The sequence below is a fragment of the Enterococcus sp. 6D12_DIV0197 genome, from assembly GCF_002174385.1.
GTDB classification, from domain to species: Bacteria; Bacillota; Bacilli; order Lactobacillales; family Enterococcaceae; genus Enterococcus_D; species Enterococcus_D casseliflavus.
This window is the reverse complement of sequence record NZ_NIBN01000001.1, coordinates 2065629-2068243: the sequence shown is the minus strand read 5'-3', so window position 1 is coordinate 2068243 and position 2615 is coordinate 2065629. Positions and strand designations below refer to the sequence as shown.

The window sequence follows — 2615 nt, the reverse complement described above, 5'->3', positions numbered from 1 at the left end:
AGAAGTATTTTTCGAAATGAAAAATGTTGTTTCCATGTAATCCCCCGTTTCATCTTTTTCTTTCATTATTTTAACTCTAATGAAAATCCAACTACTGTACTGTAACTAATATTCCATCTAGATGTGTATAAGAGACAGCGATATTGTAATCGATTATTATAAGTGTTACTCTTATTAAAAGGAGGTAAAAATATGGATAACGTAATTTTAGCTAATTGGGAATATTTCACTTCCGGAAAGAATATGGATAAATTTAAAACAGGAAAATGGATGGTTTTCTTTAACTTCTTTGATGCGAGAGACACAATTAGATCATATTGCGAAAAAAGTGTTGTTGAGGAAATTGTTAGCACTGCAAAATTAAGTAGTATGCCACGCAAAGATGGTAATGGAGTTGCATGTTTCTTTCTTGAGATCGATGATCTTGATCGGCAAAAAAAGATAATAAATTTTTTGATAGAAAATAATTTAATACCAAAAAAGAAAAATGGTGATTATTACAATTTATCATTTAAGCTCGACGAGCAAACAAGAAATAATGAATACAATGAAAGTTTTAAATCTGTTCTTAAATTGGAAGAACTAATAGACTTAAGAACAGGTGAATGGAAACAATAAAAAAAGACCTTAGCTTTCGCTAGGGTCTTTTAAATTTCTAAAAGTTCTCTCAGATGGCTATTGCATGTGTGGGAGTACATTGAATATGTTCGATTTCTTACTTGTTCTGCATCTAGACCTTTGTGGCCTGAGATTAAACAAAGATGATAAATATCACAAAACAACAACTTATACTCAGTACGCTTCTCATTAAATCCGTAAATTTTCATGTATATACGAAAGGGATTTTCTTTTTTTCCTTGTTCATAAAATGAGATCCCATCGACTTTAAAGATAGTCTGATTTGTTTCGTTGAAAGGCTCATCTAATCCATAAGCTCTGAGTACCGTTCTTAAGGTACTTGTATTTGTCTTACTAAAACTAACTGCTGAATTATTTTGACATATATAAGAAATATCATCAATTATTTTTTCCAAGGTTTTTCTAGTACTTTTAGGTACATTTTCCAAACTAACAAGATTAGTAAACTTAACTTTTGGTATCTTAATAGATGTAAGAAAATTCTCGGAAATATCAATAATTCTCTCTCTATCTGGAGCCTTTAAAACCACATTACCGCCATTTTTCATTTTATTCTTAATATCAATTTTTGATTTTGGATCTAGTATATCTTGTATCTTTTTTTCTTCTAATTTCGAATCAAGCTTTCTAGAGAGATTAAAATTAAATGAGCTCAAGCTTATATTCCTCGATGATTTTTTCAGGATCCATTTCACGTTGTCCCTCTTTAAACGCATCTTTCCATTCTGAATCTTCGTGACTACGTTCAACTAAAGTAAAATCTCCCATTTCATCAGTTTGTTTAACCACTTGGTCAATCAAATCTAAAATAGCTTGATCTTTATCGTCTTTAGGTTTCCAGTCATCCGCTTCCGATATTAGCTTAGCATCATGTTTATTGGCCATATAAATATCTCTCAAAACAGGACCATATTGCCAAGCCTCAAATCGTTCGTTAAAAAGATATTTAGGATAATTGGAGCTACCTTCAAAAACTTTTTCTTCTTTATTGTCTTCGCTCAATAAACCTAATGTAGCTCCATAAAAAGCATAAACAAAATATAAAGTTTTTTGAAGCCTTAACGGAGTCATTTCACGCTCCGTTTTTGTCTTAATCAGTTTGGCCAAACTATAAATATTGTCGAAAACAACACTATTGTTTGCTTTAGACATTTTTCCCACTCCTTTGATGATCTAGTGTACAGCAAAATCAGCGTAAAAACACTTTACGCTTTGTCTCCTTTAGCTAACTATACATTTTGAATTCACAAACGTCAATTGAATAAGCTAATTTTGTTAGCTAAATGTTGATTTATTAATAATTACAGTCATTTTGACATTTCACAAGCAAAAAAACAACCACTCCCGGGGAGGAGCGGCACAATTAGATGAAAAAGTTTTTTATAAGGAGATTTCATTATATTAACTATTTCCAAATCTTTCAAACCATTTGCTCAAAAATAACCCACCCTCAAGGAGAGTGGGCCTGAAAAAAGATATAAAATGAAATAGCCCCGGTCAAGGCTATGACTCCATTCTACAAGAACATAGTTTTTATTTCAACAAAAAATCCACCCTAGTTATGATAGAGTGGACTAATAAAGAAGAGTAAACAAATGAAAAACTGGATTGATGGGTATGAAACTACATTACACCTTTTATTAATTAAATTCAAGAAATTCATGACGGTTTTCTAATCAATAATATCTATTAAATAAAAATAATGATAAAATATAAGAATCGAAGAGTATTGGCACACTTCCCCAAGCATTCCCGCCAAATACTCTTCGTAAAGTATTGCACGCATCTACTAATGTATAGTATAAACTTAGTTACTGCAAGTAAAACGAATATTAGAAAAGAAAGCCCCCTACTCAAATGAGTAAGGAGCTTTGATTTATTTTGCCGGCTTGAAACCAGCTTTGAAAGCTTCTACTTCAGTTTTGAACATGCGAATTGGGCTGGTTGTTTGATCATAATACTGACTACCTGGGATG

Annotated in this window: 3 protein-coding genes; 1 reads left to right on the top strand and 2 read right to left on the bottom strand. The window is 31.6% G+C overall.

Going from position 1 to position 2615, the window contains the following annotated elements:
* Positions 1 to 192 precede the first annotated feature (192 nt).
* The gene (locus A5867_RS09525; protein WP_087627479.1) at positions 193 to 618 is read left to right on the top strand and encodes a hypothetical protein; all 426 of its coding nucleotides are present in this window, start codon (positions 193 to 195) and stop codon (positions 616 to 618) included.
* A gap of 29 nt (positions 619 to 647) precedes the next feature.
* Here the strand turns inward: A5867_RS09525 and A5867_RS09520 are convergent, their stop codons facing one another.
* A complete protein-coding gene (locus A5867_RS09520; protein ID WP_140397108.1) occupies positions 648 to 1334 on the bottom strand; it encodes a hypothetical protein in 687 nt (228 codons plus the stop codon).
* Positions 1282 to 1791 (bottom strand): type II toxin-antitoxin system antitoxin SocA domain-containing protein, encoded by a 510-nt coding sequence (locus tag A5867_RS09515; protein ID WP_087627477.1) that lies wholly within the window; start codon positions 1789 to 1791, stop codon positions 1282 to 1284. Before A5867_RS09515 ends, A5867_RS09520 begins: the two co-directional genes overlap by 53 nt.
* Positions 1792 to 2615: the final 824 nt, after the last annotated feature.

What these genes read in the sequence shown, in the direction of transcription:
- A5867_RS09525 (WP_087627479.1), top strand. Translation starts at nt 193, where the DNA reads ATGGATAACGTAATTTTAGCTAATTGGGAATATTTCACTTCCGGAAAG.
- A5867_RS09515 (WP_087627477.1), bottom strand. Translation starts at nt 1,791, where the DNA reads ATGTCTAAAGCAAACAATAGTGTTGTTTTCGACAATATTTATAGTTTG.